Source organism: Thalassospira sp. (genome assembly GCF_002709775.1).
GTDB lineage: Bacteria > Pseudomonadota > Alphaproteobacteria > Rhodospirillales > Thalassospiraceae > Thalassospira.
This window is the reverse complement of the sequence record NZ_PAQR01000066.1, coordinates 1-23,478: the sequence shown is the minus strand read 5'-3', so window position 1 is coordinate 23,478 and position 23,478 is coordinate 1. Positions and strand designations below refer to the sequence as shown.

Annotated in this window: 23 protein-coding genes; 11 read left to right on the top strand and 12 right to left on the bottom strand. The window is 55.7% G+C overall.

Features of this window, described 5'->3' with window-relative positions:
- Nucleotides 1–60: 60 nt before the first annotated feature.
- Entirely contained in the window at nt 61–753 is a 693-nt protein-coding gene (locus CMO10_RS19545; RefSeq protein WP_297025112.1) for a glutathione S-transferase family protein, read from the bottom strand.
- Nucleotides 754–903: 150 nt separating this feature from the next.
- Here CMO10_RS19545 and CMO10_RS19540 point away from each other — a divergent pair, with 150 nt between their 5' ends.
- The 4 genes from CMO10_RS19540 to zigA all read left to right on the top strand — a co-directional run bounded on the left by CMO10_RS19540 (nt 904) and on the right by zigA (nt 4,861).
- Nucleotides 904–1,602 (top strand): glutathione binding-like protein, encoded by a 699-nt coding sequence (locus CMO10_RS19540; protein ID WP_297025110.1) that lies wholly within the window; start codon nt 904–906, stop codon nt 1,600–1,602.
- A gap of 170 nt (nt 1,603–1,772) precedes the next feature.
- The gene (locus CMO10_RS19535; protein ID WP_297025108.1) at nt 1,773–2,993 is read left to right on the top strand and encodes an alpha/beta hydrolase; all 1,221 of its coding nucleotides are present in this window, start codon (nt 1,773–1,775) and stop codon (nt 2,991–2,993) included.
- Nucleotides 2,994–3,012: 19 nt separating this feature from the next.
- Entirely contained in the window at nt 3,013–3,528 is a 516-nt protein-coding gene (locus tag CMO10_RS19530; protein WP_297025106.1) for a TspO/MBR family protein, read from the top strand.
- Between the two features lie 118 nt (nt 3,529–3,646).
- Nucleotides 3,647–4,861, top strand: coding sequence for a zinc metallochaperone GTPase ZigA (gene zigA / locus CMO10_RS19525; RefSeq protein WP_297025103.1), 1,215 nt, complete (start codon nt 3,647–3,649; stop codon nt 4,859–4,861).
- A gap of 84 nt (nt 4,862–4,945) precedes the next feature.
- Here zigA and CMO10_RS19520 read toward each other — a convergent pair whose 3' ends face one another.
- Both CMO10_RS19520 and CMO10_RS19515 read right to left on the bottom strand, forming a co-directional pair.
- Nucleotides 4,946–5,809 carry a DUF3750 domain-containing protein gene (locus tag CMO10_RS19520; protein ID WP_297025101.1) on the bottom strand — a complete coding sequence of 288 codons (864 nt, stop codon included), beginning with the start codon at nt 5,807–5,809 and terminating at the stop codon, nt 4,946–4,948.
- A gap of 394 nt (nt 5,810–6,203) precedes the next feature.
- On the bottom strand, nt 6,204–7,193 hold the full coding sequence (locus CMO10_RS19515) for a helix-turn-helix domain-containing protein (RefSeq protein WP_297025100.1): 990 nt from the start codon (nt 7,191–7,193) through the stop codon (nt 6,204–6,206).
- Between the two features lie 317 nt (nt 7,194–7,510).
- Between CMO10_RS19515 and CMO10_RS19510 the strand changes: the two genes are divergently transcribed.
- The 6 genes from CMO10_RS19510 to CMO10_RS19485 all read left to right on the top strand — a co-directional run bounded on the left by CMO10_RS19510 (nt 7,511) and on the right by CMO10_RS19485 (nt 13,600).
- Complete coding sequence (locus CMO10_RS19510) at nt 7,511–8,728, top strand: amino acid ABC transporter substrate-binding protein (RefSeq protein ID WP_297025098.1); 1,218 nt, start codon at nt 7,511–7,513, stop codon at nt 8,726–8,728.
- 78 nt (nt 8,729–8,806) lie between these two features.
- Complete coding sequence (locus CMO10_RS19505) at nt 8,807–9,679, top strand: branched-chain amino acid ABC transporter permease (RefSeq protein ID WP_297025097.1); 873 nt, start codon at nt 8,807–8,809, stop codon at nt 9,677–9,679.
- A complete protein-coding gene (locus CMO10_RS19500) occupies nt 9,676–10,650 on the top strand; it encodes a branched-chain amino acid ABC transporter permease (RefSeq protein WP_297025096.1) in 975 nt (324 codons plus the stop codon). The genes CMO10_RS19505 and CMO10_RS19500 overlap by 4 nt, the downstream gene beginning before the upstream one ends.
- Nucleotides 10,647–11,381 (top strand): ABC transporter ATP-binding protein, encoded by a 735-nt coding sequence (locus CMO10_RS19495; RefSeq protein WP_297025093.1) that lies wholly within the window; start codon nt 10,647–10,649, stop codon nt 11,379–11,381. Before CMO10_RS19500 ends, CMO10_RS19495 begins: the two co-directional genes overlap by 4 nt.
- Complete coding sequence (locus CMO10_RS19490) at nt 11,374–12,090, top strand: ABC transporter ATP-binding protein (RefSeq protein ID WP_297025091.1); 717 nt, start codon at nt 11,374–11,376, stop codon at nt 12,088–12,090. The genes CMO10_RS19495 and CMO10_RS19490 overlap by 8 nt, the downstream gene beginning before the upstream one ends.
- Nucleotides 12,091–12,142: 52 nt before the next feature.
- Nucleotides 12,143–13,600 carry an aldehyde dehydrogenase gene (locus CMO10_RS19485; RefSeq protein WP_044828303.1) on the top strand — a complete coding sequence of 486 codons (1,458 nt, stop codon included), beginning with the start codon at nt 12,143–12,145 and terminating at the stop codon, nt 13,598–13,600.
- A 179-nt stretch (nt 13,601–13,779) separates the two neighbouring features.
- Here the strand turns inward: CMO10_RS19485 and CMO10_RS19480 are convergent, their stop codons facing one another.
- The 6 genes from CMO10_RS19480 to CMO10_RS19455 all read right to left on the bottom strand — a co-directional run bounded on the left by CMO10_RS19480 (nt 13,780) and on the right by CMO10_RS19455 (nt 18,499).
- The gene (locus CMO10_RS19480; RefSeq protein WP_297025089.1) at nt 13,780–14,253 is read right to left on the bottom strand and encodes a YaiI/YqxD family protein; all 474 of its coding nucleotides are present in this window, start codon (nt 14,251–14,253) and stop codon (nt 13,780–13,782) included.
- Between the two features lie 50 nt (nt 14,254–14,303).
- Nucleotides 14,304–15,536, bottom strand: a complete 1,233-nt coding sequence (locus CMO10_RS19475) for an MFS transporter (protein WP_297025088.1) — start codon at nt 15,534–15,536, stop codon at nt 14,304–14,306.
- A 111-nt stretch (nt 15,537–15,647) separates the two neighbouring features.
- The gene (locus CMO10_RS19470) at nt 15,648–16,376 is read right to left on the bottom strand and encodes an amino acid ABC transporter ATP-binding protein (RefSeq protein ID WP_297025086.1); all 729 of its coding nucleotides are present in this window, start codon (nt 16,374–16,376) and stop codon (nt 15,648–15,650) included.
- Nucleotides 16,363–17,016: an amino acid ABC transporter permease gene (locus CMO10_RS19465; RefSeq protein WP_297025084.1), complete on the bottom strand. Its 654-nt coding sequence runs from the start codon at nt 17,014–17,016 to the stop codon at nt 16,363–16,365. The genes CMO10_RS19470 and CMO10_RS19465 overlap by 14 nt, the downstream gene beginning before the upstream one ends.
- On the bottom strand, nt 17,009–17,680 hold the full coding sequence (locus tag CMO10_RS19460; protein ID WP_297025082.1) for an amino acid ABC transporter permease: 672 nt from the start codon (nt 17,678–17,680) through the stop codon (nt 17,009–17,011). Before CMO10_RS19460 ends, CMO10_RS19465 begins: the two co-directional genes overlap by 8 nt.
- Nucleotides 17,681–17,716: 36 nt before the next feature.
- Nucleotides 17,717–18,499 (bottom strand): transporter substrate-binding domain-containing protein, encoded by a 783-nt coding sequence (locus tag CMO10_RS19455; RefSeq protein WP_297025080.1) that lies wholly within the window; start codon nt 18,497–18,499, stop codon nt 17,717–17,719.
- Between the two features lie 200 nt (nt 18,500–18,699).
- Here CMO10_RS19455 and CMO10_RS19450 point away from each other — a divergent pair, with 200 nt between their 5' ends.
- Entirely contained in the window at nt 18,700–19,377 is a 678-nt protein-coding gene (locus CMO10_RS19450; RefSeq protein WP_297025078.1) for a FadR/GntR family transcriptional regulator, read from the top strand.
- A 93-nt stretch (nt 19,378–19,470) separates the two neighbouring features.
- Here the strand turns inward: CMO10_RS19450 and CMO10_RS19445 are convergent, their stop codons facing one another.
- From CMO10_RS19445 to CMO10_RS19435, 3 genes are all read right to left on the bottom strand, one after another.
- Nucleotides 19,471–19,680 carry a cold-shock protein gene (locus CMO10_RS19445; RefSeq protein ID WP_044828301.1) on the bottom strand — a complete coding sequence of 70 codons (210 nt, stop codon included), beginning with the start codon at nt 19,678–19,680 and terminating at the stop codon, nt 19,471–19,473.
- A gap of 80 nt (nt 19,681–19,760) precedes the next feature.
- On the bottom strand, nt 19,761–21,572 hold the full coding sequence (locus CMO10_RS19440) for a DEAD/DEAH box helicase (protein ID WP_297025076.1): 1,812 nt from the start codon (nt 21,570–21,572) through the stop codon (nt 19,761–19,763).
- Between the two features lie 318 nt (nt 21,573–21,890).
- Nucleotides 21,891–22,718 (bottom strand): HNH endonuclease, encoded by an 828-nt coding sequence (locus CMO10_RS19435; protein ID WP_297025074.1) that lies wholly within the window; start codon nt 22,716–22,718, stop codon nt 21,891–21,893.
- Between the last annotated feature and the right edge of the window lie 760 nt (nt 22,719–23,478).

Sequence of the window (23,478 nt, the reverse complement as noted above, 5' to 3'; positions counted from 1 at the left end):
CGAAGCAAAACACCCCGGCCAGATTGGTCGGGGTGTTTTCGTTTAAAGCCGCGATTGGGCTTAGGAGTAATTCGACGGGAACATCGCGCGTTTTGCTTCTTCGTCCATCTCGGTTTTGAACGCATGGTTCTTGCCGACTTCGCGTGCGCTGATGGCGGCCGGCAGGCTGTTGATCGCGTCAAACCAGCGTTTGATGTTGGGATACTTGTCCCAGACATCCGGGTTTTTATGAACGAACGGTGCCTTGTCGATCCAGCCCCAAGCAGAGATATCAACAATCGTCATCTCGTCGCCAACGATAAACTCGCGACCTTCAAGATGGTCTTCAAGCACCTGATAATGGCGCGCGATCTCATTGCGATAGCGGTTGACGCCATAGTCGCTGCCTTCGGGTGCGACATGCTGGAAATGCACGGCCTGCCCCGAAAACGGGCCAAGGCCGGTTGCGATGAACATCAGCCATGACAGGAACTCACCGCGATCTTCCGGCTTACCCAGGAACTTGCCCGACTTTTCGGCGAGATAAAGCAGGATCGCGTTTGAATCAAACACCCGCACTTCCTTGCCGCCCGGTCCATCGGTATCAACAATGGCTGGCACCTTGCCATTCGGGTTGATCGCCCGAAAGGCCGGGTCATGTTGCTGCCCTTTGCGGGTATCAACCGGCAGGACCTCGTAAGGCAATCCGGATGCCTCAAGCATCATCGAGATTTTCTGCGGGTTCGGGGTCGGGTGATAATAAAAACGGATCATGATGTCTCCTTGCAGGGCATCGCATTTGCACGATGCGTAACCTGCGTTTGCATTTTGGAATGATCGTTTTAAATTGACCCATAACGTCCCGATTGGCAAGCTTCGATTATTGATGAAGCCACCAGAAAGATTTGCAGGAGCGATAAGCCCATGATTGATCTGTATTACTGGCCGACACCCAACGGCCATAAAATCACGCTGTTCCTTGAAGAAGCCGGACTGGAGTACAAGATCGTGCCGGTCAATATCGGCGCCGGGGATCAGTTCAAACCGGAATTCCTCGCCTTTTCGCCCAACAACCGCATGCCGGCGATCATTGATCACGACCCGGCAGATGGCGGGGATGCCATCACGGTGTTTGAGTCGGGCGCGATCTTGCAATATCTCGCCGAAAAAACCGGAAAGTTCCTGCCAACCGGCGTGCGTGAACGCAAAACTGTGATGGAATGGCTTTTCTGGCAGATGGGCGGCCTTGGCCCGATGGCAGGGCAAAACCATCATTTTGGCACGTATGCCCCGGAAAAACTGCCCTACGCCATCACCCGCTATGTCAATGAGACCAACCGTCTTTATGGCGTCCTCAACAAGCGCCTTGAGGGCCGCAAATTCATTGCCGGTGATGACTACACGATTGCGGATATGGCCTGCTATCCGTGGATCGTCAGCCACGAGAAACAACAGCAGGACCTTAATGACTTCCCGAACCTCAAACGCTGGTTTGAAACCATCAAGGCCCGTCCGGCGACAGTTGCGGCCTACAAGGCCGGCGAAGATCTCAGCAAATGGCAAATGAGCGAAGAGGACAAGAAAGTCCTGTTTGGCCAAACCGCCAAAAGCACCAAGGCCTGAAACAAATCCCACCGCCCTGCGTTGATATGATGCAGGGCGGTTTTGTTTGCGCAGCCTACTGAAAACAGGCAACAAGTGATCTGCCCGGCTAAAGTTCGGCGTACATTTTCAAACAGTTGCGCGCATTTGTGTCGCCACTGCCTGACGACCAAACACGCAACGGGGATCAGATGCGTCACAACCAGACCACTTCGGACGAAATTAAAGATTGGCGCCGCGCAATCGCCCGCACAGCGCGCACGATCCTGACCGTTCTGATCCCGACTGCCGTGCTTACATCCTGCGCCTTCCCGCCCGAGAACGAACTTTATCAGCAATCGCCCGATATCCCGCCCTACACCCAAGAAAGCTTTGCCGAATATGTCGCGCAAACCCGTGACTGGGTGGCCGAGCATCGGGTTTTCATCACCGATGATCATGAAACCGAACTGGCGCGCAATATTCCGTTTGAGCTGGGCCGAACGACACCGGATGGCGATGCCCCCAAACGCGGTGTGCTGTTTGTTCATGGACTGGGCGCAAGCCCGTGGTATTTCCATGATATCTCAGCCGAGATGGCCCAAAACGGCTGGCTGGCGAGATCCATGCTGCTGCCCGGTCACGGGACGCGTCCGGCCGATCTCAGCATCCCGAACTATGCCGACTGGACCGCGGCGGTCGCCCATCAGGTCAAATTGCTTGAACGCGAAGTCGATGAAGTCTGGCTTGGCGGGTTTTCCACCGGTGCCAACCTTGTGACAAGTTATGCTGCGCGAAATCCTGAAATCTCTGGTCTTTTGTTGTTTTCGCCGGGCATTGAACCGGGCACCAATCTTTTGTTCCTGACACCCGTCATTCAGCATCTTTGGGATTGGGTTGACGCCGACGCCGAAGACAACGCCATCAACTATCAATCCCTGTCGACCAAGGCATCCGTGCTCTATTACCGCAGTGTTACCGATGTCGAAGATGCACTTGATAACGCCCCGTTTGAGCGCCCGGCGCTTGTTTCGATGAGTGCCGATGACAGCGTCCTTGATCCGCTGGCCATATTACGTCGTTTTGAAACCGGTTTCACCCACCCGGCATCGCGTTTTGTCTGGTATGATGACACCAGCGCGCCAAGTGATGATCCACGGATCAAAAGCCTTAACAGCAATCTTCCAGATCAACAGATCAGCAATTTCTCACATCTGAGCGCACTGTTTTCGCCAGGTAATCCCTATTACGGCATAGATGGAAGCTTTGTGTTTATCGAGAACGGTCAGGAAGAGATTGAACGACCAGATGATCGCGCCAAACTCTGGCGCAGTGCATGGGGTTATACCGAGCCCGGTAAATATCATGGTCGCCTGACCTGGAACCCCTATTTCGATGCTTTGATCGCCACCATTAACGACGTCACCAACTAACGCCAAGGATCAGGTCCCCATGACCGAGACGACACAGCAAACCACAAACCCGCGCCCCAATCATCGCACCCGGGTCTTTGCCCTGATTGCGTTTATGGTCTTGTGCTTGATCATTTCGGCCTTTGGTGGGGCGGTGACGGCCACCAGTGTTAATGACTGGTACGCGACACTGAACAAGCCGTTCTTCAATCCACCCAACTGGCTGTTCGCACCGGTCTGGACCATCATTTACTTCATGATCGCCTTTAGCGGCTGGCGCGTCTGGCTGACCAACGGGTTTACCCAGACAAAATTGGCCTTTGGAATTTATGGCGCGCAATTGGCACTTAACCTAGCCTGGTCATTCCTGTTCTTTGGGGCGCAGTCACCTTTGCAGGGCCTGATTGATATCATCGCGCTCCTTATCCTGATCGTGATCAACACGGTTTTCTTCTTCCGACTGGATCGCCTCGCCGGGGTACTGTTGCTTCCCTATGTCGCATGGGTCGGGTTTGCCACACTTCTGAATGCCGCCATCTGGTACCTTAACGGGTAAGGCCGGGTTACGCGGCCTTCTTCGCGCAATTGAATTTTTGATTGCGTTCCATTTCATCAATCGATAAATGCTACGTTATAACATAACACTTATCCCAATACCCAACCGAGGTAGATTGATGAAACGCCTTCCCGTTACTGTCCTGTCCGGCTTTTTGGGGGCCGGCAAGACCACCCTTTTGAACCATATCCTAAACAATCGTCGCGGATTGCGGGTTGCGGTGATCGTCAATGACATGAGCGAGGTCAACATTGACGCTGACCTTGTCCGCAATGGCGGGTCAGAACTTTCCCAGACCGATGAAAAGCTGGTCGAAATGACCAATGGCTGCATCTGCTGCACGCTGCGCGATGACCTTCTGGCTGAGGTCCGTCGCCTCGCCGAGCAGGACCGGTTTGACTACCTGCTTATTGAATCCACCGGCATTTCCGAACCCCTCCCCGTCGCGGCCACCTTTGATTTCCGTGATGAAAACGGTCAGTCTCTGGGTGATATAGCCAAGCTTGATACCATGGTCACCGTGGTCGATGCCGCGCGCATGATTGCCGATTACAGCTCCACCGACATGCTGACCGACCGGGGCGAAAGTCTGGGTGACGAAGACAATCGCAGCATTGTCGATTTGCTGGTCGATCAGATCGAGTTCGCCGATGTCATCGTCATGAACAAGCTTGATCTGATTTCCGATGATGAACGCAGATCGGTTTTGGCTATCATCAAGGCGCTCAATACCGATGCCGAAGTGATTGAGACCAGCAACAGCATCGTTGTGCCCGAAAAGATCCTGAATACCGGTCGCTTTGATTTTGATCGCGCCCAAAGCCATCCGCTGTGGGCCAAGGAGCTTTATGGCTTTGCCGATCATGTACCCGAGACCGAGGAATACGGGATTAAAAGCTTTACCTTCCGAACCTCCCTGCCGTTTCACCCCGAACGCTTCCACGCCTTTATCAACAGCGAATGGCCGGGCGTCCTGCGGGCAAAGGGTCATTTCTGGCTGGCCAACCGTCCGAACTGGGTTGGTGAAATCAGTCAGGCCGGTGCAGCGGTCAAGACCGAGGCACTTGGCACCTGGTGGTGTGCGGTTCCGCGGGAAAGATGGCCGGACAATCCGGCGTGGCGCGACATGGTCTTGTCGAAATGGGATCCGGTCTTTGCCGACCGGCGACAGGAAATCGTCTTTATCGGGCAAAATATGGATGAGGCAGCCCTCCGCGCCCGTCTGTCGGAATGCCTGATTGAAGACGACACAGACGGCCTGTCGGTTCGCTTCGATCCCGAACGCTATGCCGATCTTGCCGATCCGTTCCCACGCTGGGGTCAGGCTGCCTGATCAGGATGCCCAAAACATAAACGCCACCTTTCAGGGTGGCGTTTTCTGCTTCTAACCGCGGGACCGGATCAGTGCGCGGTAGCGTTAGCTGCTGGGTTCAAGGGCCGCTTCGGCGCTTTCGGCCTGGGTAGCGCCATCATTTGCGGCGTCTTCGGCCTTGACCTGCTTAACGCTATCCATGCCCAGACGCCCGATAGACGGCAGGCGCAAGGCAGGACGGTTGAAGTCGATGCCGAAATTAAGGCCAAGCAGGTTAAGCTCGATCCCTTCTTCCAGACCAAGTGACATGCCAAGCACCCCCAGAAGGTTTGCCTGAACACCCTGCCCGCTCGATGAAAGCCCGACCGGATTGGTGATCGGACGATAATCCTTGCCGATCGCATTGGCCGGCATATCAAGGTTTAGGCCGGGCACTTCGCGACCGATATGGGCAATAAACGTGTTGCTGTTCGGCCCCGGGTAGCTGCGATATTCACGCGGAAACGGATAGGACTTAATCGCCTCTTCGATTTCGGGGATCAGCTTTTCAGCTGCCTCACCGCGATGATCCGCCATCAGTTTGGGTTCTGATCCGTACCAGAGGCCATCAGGGATCGCGTAGTTCTGGCGCACCACATTGCCACTGCCCCAGCCAACCACGTCATAGCGGGTATAGCGGGTGTCACCGGCACGTTTGTAGATGATCCACGGATGAACGGCGAAATAACTGCGCCAGCCAAAGGTATCAGCCGCCATCACCATGACAATCGCCTGATCGCGGTTGGCTTCGGCATCGGGGGCGATCCCCGCCGAATGGCGCGGCGCATTACGCCACGTATAGCGTTCCTTGTTTTTCTCACCCGGTGGGTCTTCTGCCAGGCTGATGCCAAACGGCAGAACAAGAACGGCCAGAAGACCAAGAAACAGGGTTTTGCCTTTACGCACGATCGATCCAATCTGATTTTGCATTGCCAGGGCCAGAACCTACTAATTTGGTTCGAATGGTCGCTCAGATTTGTGCGGATACGCGAAGCAAAGCCGCTGGAAGATAAATATCTTTCAAGGTTTTGCGACAAAGTAGCCCGTGCAAATCTGAGCGATCCGAAGGACAGCTTTTATGTTTGCAAACTCCTGCGTCAAAACCCTTGTCCGGGATACCAACCCGCCCGGCGGGCTTTTCCTTGGATTTCACAAACATAAAAGCTGCCATTCCAATCAAATTAGTAGGTTTTGGCCCTGATATTACGGTTAAAGCAAAGAAGTAGGATCAAAAAAAGGCAATGCAATCTTTTATCCCATAAGGAATGGGACACATCCCCGTGAAAGGTGATGAAGGTAACACCCACGGATTGCTGCCAAATGCTTAGGGCCAAGCAGCAAAGGTATCGTCGCGCAACCTTTCCGCAGCACGCCTGAGCCGGCGGTAGGCACCAGGCGCCTCGCCCATATAACGTTTGAAAAACCGGCTGAAATAGGCCGGGTCGCGAAAGCCCAAACCATAAGCAATCTGTGCCACCCCCAACGGTGACTGCTCAAGACGCATGCAGGCTTCGCGCAACACCCGTTCGTGGATGATGGTCAGTGGCGGCTTGCCGGTCGCGCGCAAAACAGCCGATCCCAAACGCCGTTCACTCACCCCAAGCGCGGTTGCGTAATCGGCCACGTGCCAGTGTTCGCGAAAATGCAGCTCAAGCACCTGCAAAAACCGCTGAAACGTGATTGAGCCCGGACCATGTTTATCCCGCTGGGCCATGACACCTTCAGCCAGACGCAGGACCATGGTCAGGATGATCTGAAGATGCGCGCCGACCACCAGACTGGCGCCAAGCGCATTTTGCATGAGTTCCGCCCGGATGGTTTCAAAGCTGCGTTCAAGCAATAAAAGGTTTCCACTGTCCTCGGCCGGCGTGACGTTATGGACCGTATCGGCCGCAAAGCGCAACGGCAAGCCACCCCCGGCGGGCGTTCCCCCGGCCACGCCGCTGCCATCCCCGCAATGGCGCGCCACCAGATCATCAGCCACCGACAGCAAATACCCGTCACTGCCCGCCGCAACGCTAAAGCGCTGCGTTTCGCCAAGCGGCAACCAGACAAGCGCTGGGGCCTTGCAGGTAATCGTGCCCTGCCGCAAGCCGATCTCGGCCCGCCCGCCAAGCAACAGCACGGCGTAACACCGGTCACGGCGACCGGGATCATTCATCACCCAGGACTGAACCGACAACGGATGATCAAAGCGATCCATCACTGCCTGTGTCGTGACCGGCAGCAGATCCTCGAACGGGTTGTCGGCAAGTGTTTCCGAACGCGTAACCGGGCTTGAGATCGGAATTTGTCGGGACGGTTGATCAGGCATGCCTTTTTGTCGCACATCTATTCCAAATGGTTATATGTAAAAATGTACAATTTTTCGTCTTAAATTGTCAATTTCGTCGTCTTTACATTGGAACGGTTCCATCGCTTACTAGGATTGCGGCCAAAGAAACCGTCAAAAGCAACAATACATATAAAGAATGCGTTCCCATTATTTTGCATATGCGAACTAATGGGCGGGAGGTTACGCCGGAGATTTACTTCACACCGTGAAGTAAATAACAGAATCTCTTTGCCTAAACTCCTGAAACTACGCGCAAACGGGAAAACCGTCTCTGCAAAGAGATCAGGAGGAATAGTATGCACATCTCAGCAAAACTGCGCCTCGCGACCATTGCTGCGGCAACCACCGCCGTCATGAGCACCGCGACGCTGTTTGGGGCCAACGCCCAGGAAACTTACCGTATTGGTTATGCCATCTCGAAAACCGGCCCGGCCGCCCCGGGTGCGGCAACCAGCACCATTCCCAACTATGAAATGTGGGTAAAGGAAATCAATGACGCTGGCGGCCTTCAGGTCGGTGACAAGAAGCTTCCCATCGAAGTCGTTGAATATGATGATCGCTCAAGCTCCGAAGAAGCGGTGCGCGCGATTGAACGCCTGATCAATCAGGACAAGGTTGATTTCATCCTGTCTCCTTGGGGTACGGGCCTTAATCTTGCCGTGGCACCGATCCTTGATCGTGCGGGCTATGCACATCTCGCTGGCACGGCTGTGACCGACAAGGCACCACAACTCGCCAAGCGCTGGACGAATTCCTATTGGCTGCTGGGTACTGGCGAACAATATGCCGTTGAGCTGGCCAAGTTCCTTGAGGGACTGAAAGCCGAAGGCAAGATCAATGACAAGGTTGCGATGATCGCGGTCGCCGACGGCTTTGGCATCGAACTTTCCAAGGCAGGCCGCGAAGCCCTTGAAGATCGTGACTTTGACCTTGTTTACGATAAGACCTATCCGCTGGGCTCTCAGGATCTGGCGACCATCGTCAATGACATCAAGGCCCTTGGTGCTGATACCTTTGTTGCCTTCTCCTATCCGCCGGGCACCCTTGGCCTGACCGAACAGTCGCGTGTTCTGGGCTTCAACCCCAAGGTCTTCTATGCCGGTGTTGGCACAGCCTTCCCGCTTTATAAAAACCGTTTTGGTGACAATGCCGAAGGCGTCGTCAGCCTTGGGGGTGCCAGCGAGGATGACCCGAAAATCGCCGATTACATCAAACGCCACGTGGAATTCGCAGAGCGTGAGCCGGATCGTTGGGCATCCATCGTCAACTGGGCGACGCTTCAGTCCCTGCAGCAGGCGATCGAGCGTGCCGGCACCACCGACCGCGAAGCGATCAATGCCGAACTGGCCAAAGGCGGCTTTGACACCATCCTTGGCACCTACAAGCCGGGCGATCAGACCTTCTGGCAAGTTGGTCAGTGGCAGGATGGCAAGTTTGTCGGCCTTGCCCCGACCGATATGGAAGGTGCAGCCGAGCTCGTCTTCCCGAAACCTGAATGGAAGGCTGCGCAGTAAGCGCGCCGCATAAGGACGTCGGGGTTCCTCACCCACCCAAGCTCCCGGGAGCCCCGACGCCCCTTTTGGATGAAGTGAATGTTTAGCTACGCAGTCCTTTCCGGGATTACCCTTGGCGGGATGTATGCTCTCGTCGCCATGGGCCTGACCCTGCAATACGGTGTTTCGCGCATCATGAACCTTGCCTATGGCGAGTTGGTGATTGTCGCGTCCTTTATTGCCTTTGTTTTCATGACCGCCCTCGGGATCAACCCGCTTATTGGTTTGTTGATCATCATACCGGCAAGCTTTGCGCTGAACTGGGTGATTTATCGCGTCCTGCTGACCCCGCTGGTCGCACGCGCGAAGAACCGCGGCATGCTTGAAGTCGACAGCATCCTCGCCACCTTTGGCCTGCTGTTTATCGTTCAGGGTGTGCTGCTGGTCTGGTTTGGCGGCAATTATTACAGCTATGATTTTCTCAATAACGCCGTTGATATCTTTGGCGCGACGATCGCCGCCAACCGGCTTGTTGCCCTTGGCTTTGCAGTCGTCATCGGGCTTGGCTTCTATCTGATCCTGACGCGCACCCGCATGGGTACGGCCCTTCGTGCCGTTGCGGTTGATCCGACCTCGGCGCGCCTCGTGGCGATTGATGTCAATTTCGCATCCTGTTTTGCCTTTGCCCTTGGGGGCGCGATGGCCGCCGTCGGTGGCGTTCTGGTCAGCATGTTTCTGACCTTCTCCACCTCGATGGGGGTTGTTTTTACCATGAAGGCACTCATCGTTGTGATCATGGGCGGGGTTGGTAACATGCTGGGCGCGCTGATTGCAGGCCTCATCCTTGGTGTCGCAGAAAGTCTGGTCGCGACCTATATCGATCCGGGCCTGACCATTGCCGTGACCTATGTGATCTTCCTGCTTGTGCTGCTGATCAAGCCATCCGGCCTGTTCGGGAGGGCCGCATCATGAGCATCCTGAAACCCGATTTCATCAGGCCTGTCGGCATCGGCGCGGTGATCTTTGCGGCCCTCGCCTTCCTGCCCAGCCTCGTTGACAGCTATTACATGTCGCTTGCCATCAGCATTGTCAGCTTTGCTGTTCTCGCTACCGCATGGTCGATGTTCTCCGGCCCGACGCGTTATATCTCGCTTGCGACCGTCGTGTTCTTTGGCATTGGTGCCTATACGGTCGCGGTTCTGGGCGAAGTCCTGACCTTCCCGCTGGTGCTGGTGTGTGCCGGGCTTGCAGGTACCGTGATTGCCCTTCTGGTTGGCTTTTCCACCCTGCGTCTGGCGGGTGTGTATTTCGTGATCTTTACCTTTGGCCTGACCGAACTGGTCCGCCAAGTCGTCAGTTGGTACGAGGTCAATGTCACCCGCGAAATGGGCCGCTATGTCTTTCTTGATATCACCCAGAACGACATTTATTGGCAGCTGCTTGCCCTGTTTGCGGTGCTTCTGCTGACCGGGTTCATTCTGGGCCGTTCGCGCCTTGGCTTTGCACTTCGCATCATTGGCGAGGACGAAACCGTCGCCAAGCATTGCGGCATCGATGTCACGCGTGTGAAAGTTGCGCTGTTTGTTCTGTCTGCCTTGTTCATGACACTGACCGGCGCCATCATGGCACCGCGCTGGACCTATATTGATCCGGTGATTGCCTTTAACCCGATGCTGTCGTTCCAGGTTGTCATCATGGCACTTCTGGGTGGTCCGCGTCGCTTGCTGGGCCCGCTTCTGGGGGTTATTCCGCTGACCCTTCTGTTTGAAGTCCTGACCGCAAGCTTCCCGAACCATTTCAGTATCCAGCTTGGCTGCGTATTCATGGTAATTGTCTATCTTCTGCCCGGCGGGGTTGTCGGTTTGTATGAAAAGTATCGCGCACCGAAAAAGCGCGTACTTGCAACCGATCAAAACGCCAAAACCGGGGGAAGCACCGCATGAATACCGAAATCCTTCTGTCGATTTCCGGCCTGCATAAGGCCTTTGGCGGCTTGATTGCCGTCAATCAGATGCAGTTCGATGTCCATCAGGGTGAAATCCTGGGTCTGCTTGGCCCCAACGGATCGGGCAAGACCACGGTGATGAACCTGATTTCCGGCGCCCTTCAAGCCAATGACGGCAAGGTTGTCATCAGCGGCAAGAACATCACCAATCTACCTGCACACAAGATCAGCCATTCCGGCATTGCCCGCACCTTCCAGCTCGTGCGTGTCCTGCCTGATCTGGATTGTGTGGAAAATATCGAAGCCGGCCTTGCCTATCGCACCAAGCCACTTTGGGGCGATGCGGCGCACGCTGCCGCCCTTGAATTGCTTGATCGTATCGGGCTTGCCAAACAGGCCCACACCCCGGCGGGTGATCTGACCTATATCGATCAGAAACGCCTTGAGCTGGGACGTGCCCTTGCGCTTCAACCGAAGCTTCTTTTGCTTGATGAATGGCTGGCCGGGTTGAACCCGTCCGAACTTCAGGATGGCATTGCCCTTGTGCGCAAGCTCAAGAACGAAGGCCTTACCATCATCATGGTCGAACATGTCATGGATGCGATCCGAAGCCTGTGTGATCGTTGTGTCGTGATGAATGCCGGCGCCAAGATTGCCGACGGCACACCAGACGAAGTCCTTTCCGATCCGGAAGTCGTGCGCGCATACCTGGGAGACAGCCATGCTTGATATCAAAAAACTGTCCGTCTCCTATGGCAAGCACGCTGCCCTTCGCGACGTCGACCTTACCGTCGACCGTGGCGAGATCGTTGTCATGCTTGGTGCCAATGGGGCGGGTAAAAGCAGCCTGCTTAAGGCCTGCGCCGGTCTTGTAACCGCGCATAATGATACACGTATCAATCTTTCTGGCAGCGAGCTGACCGCGCTTTCTGCGCACAAGATTGTCGAAGCCGGGCTTGCCCTTGTCCCGGAAGGGCGCGGTATTTTCGGGGAACTGACGGTACGTGAAAACCTTGCCCTTGGTGCCTTTGCCAAACGCGCGCGCGAAGCTGAAAAACAAAACCTCGAACGCGTGATTGATCTGTTCCCCAAACTGGCCGAACGGCTTGATCAGGCAGCTCGCACCATGAGTGGCGGCGAACAGCAGATGGTGGCCATTGGTCGCGCGCTGATGTCCAATCCGGATATTCTTCTGCTCGATGAGCCATCCCTTGGCTTGTCGCCGATCATGACCGGGGAATTGTTCAAGGCCCTTGCGGCCATTCGTAAAACCGGGGTTGGTGTGCTTCTGGTCGAACAGAACGCCCATCAATCCCTTGCCATATCAGATCGGGGATATCTGATCGAAAACGGGGCCATTACCGGGCAAGATACTGCCAAGGCCCTGCAATCCGACCCGGCTGTGCAAAAGGCCTTCCTTGGCCTTGGGGCTGCGTGATGCAGCCTTTCGCCACCGCACAGCAAACCACAAGAAAGTCAGGAGAAACGTCATGAACGACACGAAATTGTTGATCGACAATCAGGACGTCAATGCGTCCAACAACCGCACCTTTGAACGCAAGAACCCGGTCACCGGCGAAGTTGCGACCGTTGCCGCCGCAGCCAACGCGGCAGATGCGCGCAAGGCCGCCGATGCCGCCGCCGCGGCCTTCCCTGAATGGTCAAAGATGGGCCCGGGTGCACGCCGCAAGGTGCTGCTTAAGGCCGCCGACATCATGGAAGCCAAGGGTGATCAGTTCGGTCAGCTGGTTCTTGATGAAACCGGCAGTACGCGCATGTGGGGCGGTTTTAACGCCCATCTTGCCGCCAACATGCTGCGTGAAGCCGGTGGCATGACGACGCAAATTCAGGGTGACCTGATCCCGTCTGACACCCCGGGCCTGATGGCCATGGGCATTCGTCAGCCGGTCGGTGTTGTTCTGGGCATTGCGCCGTGGAACGCACCGGTGATCCTCGGCACACGCGCGATTGCAATGCCCCTTGCGTGCGGCAATACCGTGGTCCTCAAGGCATCCGAACTTTGCCCGGCCCTGCACCGTCTGATCGGTGATTGTCTGGTCGAGGCCGGCGCACCGGAAGGTGTGGTTAACGTTGTCACCAACGCGCCGGAAGATGCCCCGGAAATCGTCGAAACCCTGATCGCCCACCCGGCCGTGCGTCGCATCAACTTTACCGGTTCGACCCGTGTCGGACGCATCATTGCCAAACTGGGTGCTGAGCACCTCAAGCCGGTACTGCTTGAACTGGGCGGCAAGGCACCGTTCCTTGTTCTGGATGATGCCGACCTGGATGAAGCGGTCAATGGTGCTGCCTTTGGTGCCTACATGAACCAGGGCCAGATTTGCATGTCGACCGAACGTCTGATCGTCGATAACGCCGTCGCCGATGACTTTGTTGCCAAACTGGCCGCCAAGGCCAAAACCCTGACCGCAGGCGATCCGGCCAAGGCCGATCATATCCTCGGTGGTGTTGTCAGCATCGAGGCGGTTAATCGCATCGAAGAACTGGTCGAAGATGCCGTTTCCAAGGGTGCAAAACTGGTTGCCGGTTCGGGCAAGGCCAAGGACGGTGTTCTGATGGATGCCATTTTGCTTGATCACGTCACCCCGGCCATGAAGATCTATTCCGAGGAAAGCTTTGGTCCGATCTGTGTTGTCATCCGCGCAGGCGACGAGGACGAGGCTGTCCGCATCGCCAATGACAGCGAATATGGCCTGTCATCTGCCGTGTTCTCGACCAACATTCCGCGTGCGATGGAAGTCGCCAAACGCATCGAAAGCGGCATCTGCCACATCAACAGCCCGACCGTCCAGGACGAGGCACAAATGCCGTTCGGCGGTGTCAAATCATCGGGCTACGGGCGCTTTGGTTCCCAGGCATCGATTGATGAATTCACCGAAATGCGCTGGATCACCATCCAGAGCGGCAAGCGCCACTACCCGTTCTAAGCCGCAACACGCGATTGGCCCGCGCGGAACATCCGCCGGGCCTTTCCGTTGTCATAGCATACGCAGGGGGGAAGCCTGATTTCGTGGGAACTGTTCCCTCACCAAATCAGGACCTGTGTGCGGGCCGTCAGATTTTCATCTGGCGGCCTGCGTCTTTCTAGGGAATGGAACTGGCCTGATCAGCCGCGCAGAACAGCCTGCACCATGACCTCAAGCGCACTTGAAAATTTCGAGCGGTCTTTCTGGGTAAAGGACGCATTGCGCCCCTGCTCGCCAGTTACTTCACGCATATGAGCAGCAATTTCGCGGCCTGCCAGCGCATTGCCAATATTGGCCTCGGTAAATTCCTGACCATTGGCCTTGAGCACCCTCGCGCCAATCTCGATCCCGCGCGATGCCAGCGGAATGTCGTTGGTGACGATCACATCACGTGCCCGTGCATTTTCGGCAATCCAGTCATCGGCGGCATCTGGCTCCGGCGGCACAATCACGATCTTGATCAGCGGATTGCGCGACGGGCGAATGCCGCCATTGGACACCAGGATCATCTCGATCCGGTGACGTTCGGCCACGCGTTCGCACTCTGCCTTGACCGGACAGGCATCGGCATCAACCAGCAAACGCGGGCGGGAGTTTTGAGTATTTTCGTTCATGGCGCGATCATCAATGGGACGCGATCAAAGTCAAGCAATCATGATCCCGGCTATGCCGTGGCAGCTGTTTTTGCATCGCGCATCATCGCCAGAACCACCGCCCCCACAAAGGCAAAGCCACACGCCATCAAAACCGTCGTCTGGAAATCAAAGGCACTGGCAACCACCCCGGTCAAAAGGTTTCCGATCAGCCCACCAACAAACAGCGTGCTGACATAATAGCTGGTCGCGACACCGGGCTGGTCGGTGGCGAAGTTCTGAACGAATGTCATGCTGATCCCGGCAAAGATGCCGTAATAGATGCCATCAAGGGCAGCGAGCGCCAGCACATCAAAAAGCGTGCTCGCCTGATAAATCAGGCCAAAGAACACAGCGCCCAAAAGGGCCGCAATCAGCATTCCTTTACGCTCCCCCGTGCGTTTGATCAGCCACGCGCAGTAATAGATCACCACCACCTCGACAAAGCATTTCACGGTCAGCGCAAAACCCGCCGAAGACGCCATCAAGCCAAGCTCGGTCGAGAAATAAAGTGGCATGGCCGACACAAACACCACATTGGCAGCACCGATGAAAAACACCGGCACACAGGCCAACAAAAGCCCAACATTGAGCGGCACCTTGCCACCATGGGCAAGACTATCGGGATGATGGGTTTTGAAGGCATTTGGCACAGTCAGCAAGCAGAAGCCAAACCAGATCACAGCCAGCCCGGCAATGGTGTAATAGGTCGCCGAAAACCCGAACGCCGCATAAAATGAAAGCGACGCCGCCGGCCCGACCATCCAGCCAAGCGATGTCTGCATGCGCAAAAAGCCGTTGAACTTGACGACATCACGCCCGGACTGTTCGGCAAACAACCGCCCGAAACTATACATCACCGAAAGCGCACCGGCCCCGACGCCAAGCAGGACCGAGACGATCACCAGATAAACCCAGTAAACCTGAAACGTCGCAAGGATGATCATTCCGGCGGTGAAACACAGGATGCTGGTCACCAGCAAAATTTTGACCGGAACCCCGCGATCAATCGCCCGCCCGAACGTCCGGTTGGCAAGCAACGTGATACTGACCTGAACGATCATCACCATGCTGAGCTTCCATGGCGGCTCCCCCAGGCCCTCGACGACGTAAAGCCCGGCCAACGGCACCGCCCCGCTTGAGGTAAACGCCCCCATCAGAAGCAGCCCCAGCACCAAAAACGGATAACGATCCAAAAGCGCGATCACACCCTTGGCGGAACCAACTGAAGTGTCAGACTTTTCATGATGGGCGGAGTGGCTCATAAACCGTTTCTTTCCCAAGGGGTTGATGAAACGGTTCTACAAGCAAGTCCGAAAACAGTAAATGGTTCCAGACATCAGGATGAAGATGTCACGAATTCGACATTGTCGGAATTACGCAAGGCCACCAACAAAGCTTGCGAGCTCTGATGTCTTGGGATTGGAAAAGACTTCTTCCGGGTCGCCGGTTTCGTGGATGCGGCCCTGATGCATGAAGACAAGCTTGTCACAGACCTCGCGGGCAAAGCGCATTTCATGGGTCACCATGACAAGGGTCATGCCCTCCTCGGCAAGCTTTCTAACGACCGCCAGCACTTCATTGACCAGCTCCGGATCAAGGGCCGAGGTCACCTCGTCACACAGCAAAACCTTTGGCTTCATGGCAAGGGCGCGCGCAATGGCAACACGCTGCTGCTGCCCACCAGACAATTGATCGGGATAATGCATCATCTTGTCAGCCAACCCGACCTTGGCGAGCATTTCCTCGGCAATCTCCTTGGCCTCGACCTTGGATTGCTTTTTGACGACTTGTGGGGACAGCATGACGTTCTCAAGCGCGGTGTAATGGGGAAACAGATTGAACTGCTGAAACACCATTCCGACCTGAAGGCGCAGGGCAAGAAGATCGGTATCGCGTTCGCTGATCTTGTTGCCGCCAACCATGATGACGCCGCTATCGATCTGCTCAAGACCGTTGATGGTTCGCAAAAGGGTACTTTTGCCCGACCCGCTTTTCCCGATCAGGGCAATCACCTGCCCCTCATCAATGGCAAGATCGATGCCTTTGAGGACTTCCAGCTCGCCAAAGCTTTTGTGGATAGCATGCAGTTCAACGAGCGACATGACGGAACTTTCCTTCAAGATGGCGGGCAAAAAGCGACAGCGGATAGCAAATCAGGAAATACATCAACGCAACACAGCCATAGACCGTAAAGGGCGCATAGGTCGCGTTGGTGATCATGGTTCCGGCCTTTGTCAGTTCGACAAACCCGATGATCGAGGCAACAGCAGTTCCCTTGACCACCTGCACCGAGAACCCGACGGTCGGCGGAATGGCAATGCGCATGGCCTGCGGCAGGACGATATAGCGCATTTGCTGGGTGAAGTTCATGCCGAGGCTTGCGGAGGCTTCCCACTGGCCTCGCCCGATCGATTCGACGCATCCCCGCCAAATTTCGGTCAGAAACGCGCTGGTAAACAGCGTTAACCCCAAGGTCGCCGCCACCCAGGGCGACACATCCAACCCGATCAGCGGCAACCCGAAGAACACAATGAAAAGCTGCATCAAAAGCGGGGTGCCCTGAAACAGCTCGACATAACCGCGCACCAGCCGAACCAGCCACGGATTGCCGGCCGTCCGGATCATCAAAAGGATTAGCCCGACCAGCCCACCCAGCGCAAACGCAGTCAGCGACAGCAACACCGTCCAGCGCCCGGCCAGCAAAAGGTTATAAACAATATCCCACAGGGTAAATTCAGACATGACGCCGCCGTTCGAACAGGTAATTCCCCAAAACCTTCAAGCTCATGCGAAGCAGGATCGACATCACCAGATAAATTCCGGTCACGATGAAATAGACTTCGAAAGCACGGAAATTGATGGCCTGGATATAGTTGGCACCAAAGGTCAGCTCCTCGGCCGCAATTTGCGAACAAACCGAAGAGCCGAGCATCACGATAACGATCTGACTTGAAAGTGCAGGCCAGATCTTCTTCAGTGCGGGCAGGATCACGACATAGCGGAAAATCTGCAGCCTGTTCATGGCAAGACTTTGCGCCGCTTCGATTTGCCCCTGCGGAACCGCCTGAATACCCGCTCGAATGATCTCGGTCGAATAGACGCCAAGATTGACTATCATGGCAAGGACGGCCGCCTGAAATTCGGTCAGCTTCACCCCAAGGGCGGGAAGCCCGAAGAAAATGAAAAACAGCTGAACCAGAAACGGGGTGTTGCGGATCAATTCGACATAGATACCGACAATCTGGCTGATCACCGGGGCGCGTGACGCACGCGCCCACGCCCCCATGATCCCGAACCCTACACCAACCACCGCACCGATCACGGTCAATTCCGTCGTCAGAATTACCCCGTCAAACAGCAGCTTCCAGTGCGGCACGATTGCGCCGAAGTCAAATTCATATGCCATTGATCTGCAACGATCCCGTCAGGTCAGCAAAGACGCTTAGAGTTTTTCCGGAAGCGGAATGCCAAGCCACTTTTCGGCAATCGCGTTCAGGCGACCATCTGCCATGGAAGCCGCAATGATCTCGTTGACCTTGGCCATGAATTCCGGCTCTTCCTTGTTAAGCCCGACATAGCATGGCGAGTTCTTGATCAGGAATTTCGGTTCCGGCTTGCGCGGCGGATTGCGTTCAATGATTGCGGCGGCAGTAACGTTACCAGTCGCAATCAGATCAACCTGACCAGCCAGGAATGCCGAAATCGTGCCGTTGTTATCCTCGTAGCGTTTGATATCAACATCAGACGGGGCGATCTTGGTCAGTTCCAGATCCTCAATCGCGCCACGGGTCACACCAACCGACATGCCCGCAAGATCAGCAGCCTTTTCCACCGAATAGTCAGCTGGGCCGAACACGCCGTTATAGAACGGTGCATAAGGGTCGCTGAAATCAATGACCTTTTCACGATCCGGGTTCTTGCCGAGGCTTGAAATCACCAGATCAACCTTGCCCGTGGTCAGATACGGAATACGGTTGGCCGAGGTCACCGGGACGAGCTCAAGCTCCACACCAAGGTCCTCGGCAATCAATGCCGCCATATCAATGTCATAGCCCTTGGGCTGCATGTCGGTCCCGACTGAGCCGAATGGCGGGAAATCCTGCGGAACCGCAACTTTCAGCACGCCTGCCTCGGAAATGCTGTCCAGGGCACCGGCACTGGCAGCGCCAAGCGGGGCTGCAAGCATTGCAACAGCGGCAATCGCCGTTTTGAAAAAGTGTTTCATAAGCCTCTACCTGTTTTATGTGTGGTTTATGCATATTTTTTAGACTGATTTTAAGGCTGCATATTTTTTGATCTTTTGTCTATGAGTATTTTTGTTATCAGCCTAATCTCTTTAAATCGAACACCACAAAGCCAAGAAAACAGGCCATTGTCGCTACACTCCAATACTCTTAACTGGTCTGACCACAAGTCGGAAAAACCATGACACGAAGCGAAACCACCCCCGAACGCGCCGCGCGGGACATTCAAACCCTGATTGGAAACAAGGGATTAAAGGCCGGGGATCCGCTGCCTGCCCAGCGCAGCCTTGCTGCAACGCTGGGCGTCAGTCGCACCAGCTTGCGTGAAGCACTGGCCACACTTGAAACGCTGGGAATCGTTCATGTTCAGGCAGGAAAAGGTGTATACATTGCAGATCGCCTGACCCACACCCCGCTGGGTCAGGACCGCAATCGACAGGCAGCACAGGTCTATCAGTTCAGGTTGGCGATTGAACCTTATGTCGCGGGGCTTGCCGCCCATATGCGCACCCGTGATCATTTAAGCGCACTACAAGACAGCATTGATCACATGCGCACAGCCCTTGAGGCGGATGATCTGATTGCCGCGGCCAGTGCCGATACCGATTTTCATGAAATTCTGCTCGACGCATCAGGCAACCCGATGTTTGCCGATGCCATGCACCCCGCAGCACAGACCATCCACGAAAACCAGATGCTTCCCTTTGCCAATGCCACGGCCATATCTGCACCACTGAGCGAACATGAACTTGTGTTGCGTCATGTGAGCAATCGCAACCCGTCCGGTGCACGTGATGCGATGCACCTGCATGTCCTGAGTGCCGCCACCAGGGCCAAGATTACCTTTTTACGCCCGTAGTGCTGCGCTCATGCGCAAAACAAAACCCCCACCCGGTTTCCCGGATGGGGGCTTCGTTAATGCGGTGCCCTTCACAAGGAAGGACAAGCCGAATTAGCCAGCGGACAGATCGTCAGCCGAAACGCGACCCGAACGGGAGTCGGTGCGCAGTTCGTAGTTGATTTTGTCGCCTTCCTGCGGGTGGCCCATGCCAGCGCGCTCAACAGCGCTGATGTGCAGGAATACGTCATTTCCGCCTTCGTCCGGCTGAATGAAACCAAAACCTTTAGTTGCGTTGAACCATTTAACGGTACCTGATGCCATCTTAAAATCTCCTATCGAGTATTGATTGGCGTTGTGACACACCCCGCGTGGGTGTGCCTATCTGTGTCCGGTCAATCAAATCAGGCGCGATCGCGTCTTTTCTGATTGCCCGGGGAAGTCTTGTGGCCTCCGCCGCCCGGCTGCCCGCCAGACTGGGAACCACGGTGATTGCGGTTACGGTTTGCACCGCCGCTTTTACCTTGCGGTCTGGCATTCCGGGCGCCCTTGGCCCCGTTACCATTCGCGCGGCGTTCCTCGGTGCTGCCCATAAAGGACAGACCGGAAGAAATTGAATTGTCCCCCTTGGCCCGATCACGACGTTGACCATCGGACGAAACCCGCTTGGCCAGGCGCTTGCGTCCGTCATTCGAACGCGCGCCACCCTCGGCAGCGTTGCCGTTACCATTGGCGGATTTGGTTTTCATCCCGCCCTTGTAACGGCTTTTGGATTTCTCAAGCGCCGGGTTGCTTGCGGCCAGTTCACCAGAAGCACCCTCAGCAGCACGACCACCCTCGCCTTCGCGGCGCGGATTGGGTTTGTTGCCATCATTGCGATCACGACGCGGCGCATTGCCACGCGCATCCTGACGCTGGCCATCACCCTGGCGCGGCCCACGGCCATTGCCACGATTACCACCAGCAGCACCACGGCCAGCATTGCCGCGACCACCGTTGCCACGACCCTGACCACCACCATTGTTGCGGCGGCCCTTGTTGGCTTCACGTGCGGCCTCGGACTGCGCTTCCTGTTCGGCAGCAGCTTCGGCATCACGACGGTCGATCACCGGGATCGACTGACGGGTGGTTTTTTCGATATCGCGCAGAAGACCGCGTTCCTCGTCATCACAAAATGCGATCGCGGTTCCGCTGGCACCGCCACGGGCGGTACGGCCAATACGGTGGACATAGCTTTCCGGAACGTTCGGCAGCTCAAAGTTCACAACGTGGGTCACGCCATCAACATCAATACCGCGGGCTGCAATGTCGGTCGCAACCAGCACACCGATCTGACCATCCTTGAACGCATTAAGTGCACGTTCACGCTGGTTCTGGCTTTTGTTGCCGTGAATGGCAGCTGCACTGATCTTGTTGGCTTCAAGATGGCGCGCCACACGATCCGCCCCGCGCTTGGTGCGGGTAAAGACCAGCGTGCGCTTAAACGCCGGATTATCAAGAAGTTCTGCCAGCAGCTGACGCTTGCGGGTGCGCTCAATCAGATAAACCGACTGGTCCACACGTTCCTGCGTGGTGGCAACCGGGGTGACCGAAACCTTCACCGGGTCAGACAGCATATCGCCTGCCAACTGACCGATCTGGGCCGGCATGGTAGCAGAGAAGAACAGGTTCTGACGTTCGCGCGGCAACATCTTGATGATGCGTTTGATCGGTGGCAGGAAGCCGAGATCAAGCATATGATCGGCCTCATCAAGGACGACGACTTCAACATGCTTGAGCGTCAGCTTGCCACTATCAACATGATCAAGCAGACGACCGGGTGTCGCGACAAGCACTTCAACACCGGGCGTAATCGCCTTGATCTGCGGACCATGGGCAACACCGCCAACGACAACAGCCGTGCGGACACTCAAAAACCGGCCATAGGCACGGAAACTGTCGCCAATCTGGGCGGCCAGTTCGCGCGTCGGCGCAAGAACAAGTACACGGCAAGCGCCCTTGGGCGTGCGGGCATCAGATTTGGAAAGACGATCTAGGATCGGCAGAGCAAAGGCTGCCGTCTTGCCGGTACCGGTCTGTGCGATACCAAGCAGGTCTTTGCCTTCAAGCAGCGAAGGAATGGACTGTGCCTGGATCGGGGTCGGCGCGTCATAGCCCTCTTGTGCAAGCGCGCGCAGGACCGGCTCGGCCAAGCCAAGTTCGGAAAACTGGGTCAAATAAGGATAACTCGTGGATTAGAGGCTGCAGACAGCTGGGACATCGCCCGGGAATATAAAGTAATCAGGTCTGCGCCTTGCAGTTCAGGAAGCACCCGCGTAGCTGGACACTTCAATGCGTTCTTAGGTCAATCACTCGACAGTAGGAAAGTTTCCTTCCCTCTACGCTTCTGGAGCGATCAAATATCGACCCCACCATGCGCAGAGTTTTATCGCCTTGTCAAACGGGATATTTGTTACAGCCCCGCGTTTTACGCACAACGGCACGGCAGTTTTGCACTGCAAAATCCCCAAAACCCATTGCACAAAACGCCCACTCTACTGGCCTAGAACTGGCTCGACCTGTGCAAAACGGTTTTCCCTGTGCCAAGCGATATATTCTTTTGAAGGCAAATATCTAAACGGCTGAAAGATATCCTTGCCATCAAAACAAGTGAGAACTTCTTCGACCCTCTGATCATGCTTCACCAATGAATGCATGCGGTGATCAATCTCAACGCGGTAGTTTTCATCCAGCGTCCAGCAGCCGCAATCAAAGGCTCGGTGATGATTCCTGCAGAGTGAAAGGCCATTATCTGGTCTGAGTCGATGAATTTCCTGATCACTAGCACTGTGATCTATGATGTGCGCAGCCTCCAACATTTTCGTCAAAGACAACCCACATACACAGCATCGATTTTTATATCCAGTGAGCACTGCGTCTCTGAAAAAGCTCTGCCCTCGTCGTACAGTTACCTCAGCAGTGGCTGTAGTTTTACGGCCGGACACGTCGAACGCCGCGGCCGCCTCTTCCATACCTATATTGTGATCTGAGGCACCAACTCTGTTGATATCTATACTTGCAGCAAGCTTGCATCGCTCAATAGCACGCGCCATTTCCGCAACCACTCTCTCGGGAGAACGGTGAAAGCGCTCAATCAGCTCTCGATCTGCTTTGCTGACGTTGGAGAACCCCTTACGATCAAGTGTGGGGTCTAAGTTTGCATAGTTCCCTAACTTGAAGGCCACCGCACTAGGAGATCTTCCAATCACCTGAGACAGAGCAATAACTTTTTTGTTTCGCTGATCAAACTGCCCGAATTCAAGCTCGAAATACAAGCTTAGGGCCGCATATCGCTGATCATCTGTCCAGTTTTTGCCCGCCAAAAGAATTCTCCGTAGCAACCTCCTTGAAATCTATATCTTTTCAAGGGGTTGCGAAACAGAAAACGCTTAGTAGGCAGAACAAGGATTGGATGCGGCGCACGGATTTGCTGCTGCACAGGGGTTGCTTGCGGCAGGGGCACACGGTGACGCCCCACATGGCGCTGCCGCGCATGGGTTATTGGCGGCACAAGGATTGCCCGCCGCACAGGGGCTTGCAGCTGCGCACGGATTATAGGCAGCGCACGGATTGGCGCTGCATGGTGCCGCTGCGCATGGATTAACCGAACGGACACCGCACGGGTTAAATCCGCCACACGGACTGCCAGCCCCCGCCGCCCCGCACGGGTTATAAGCCGCACATGGGTTAGCAGAACAAGGGCTTGCCGCACACGGGTTCGCAGTGCACGGGTTATATCCCGCCCCACACGGATTTGCCGCGCAGGGATTCGCCGCACAAGGATTGTAGCCAGCCCCACAGGGGTTGGCGGCGCATGGATTTGCGGCACAGGGATTGTAACCGGCGCCACACGGGTTCGCACCGCACGGATTGGCGCCACAAGGATTGGCGCCACACGGATTTGCTGCGCACGGATTGCTGCCAGCCGCCGGAAGTTTCGCCGGGGCCGGATTGGCAACGGCGGGGATATTTGCGGTGTGGCTATAGTGATCGAGCGCAACGGCACCGGTTGCCGCAAGGAAGACCGCACCAAACAGAAGTGTGTTTTTCTCGCTCATTTCCGGAAACCATCCATTCCAAAGA